Source organism: Sulfitobacter sp. SBS6 (genome assembly GCF_048285585.1).
Taxonomy (GTDB): domain Bacteria; phylum Pseudomonadota; class Alphaproteobacteria; order Rhodobacterales; family Rhodobacteraceae; genus Sulfitobacter; species Sulfitobacter pontiacus.
Genome location: NZ_JBLWBA010000019.1, coordinates 1 through 264, shown reverse-complemented (window position 1 = coordinate 264; position 264 = coordinate 1). Strand labels below are relative to the sequence as shown.

Below are 264 nucleotides of genomic sequence, written 5' to 3'. Positions count from 1 at the left end.
CATATAGACAATGTGCAAATCATTCGTATGTCTGCGGAAGATTTTACTCAAGCGATGGAAGGCAAACGCGAATTTAATCGCTTAAAAGAGGCTGGCATTGATCTTAAAAGTTACCGCTGTAACACCATTTTTGTTGATCCGCCGCGCGCAGGAATGGATATTGATACCTGTAAAATGGTACAAGGGTATGAGCGTATTTTGTATATTTCTTGTAATCCTGAGACCTTAAAAGAGAACCTAGATATTTTATCTACTACTCATAAC

At 38.3% G+C, this 264-nt stretch carries 1 pseudogene; it reads left to right on the top strand.

What is annotated here, in order from left to right:
- A pseudogene (locus tag ACNQ62_RS16675) lies at positions 1–264 on the top strand (hypothetical protein); the annotation flags it as partial.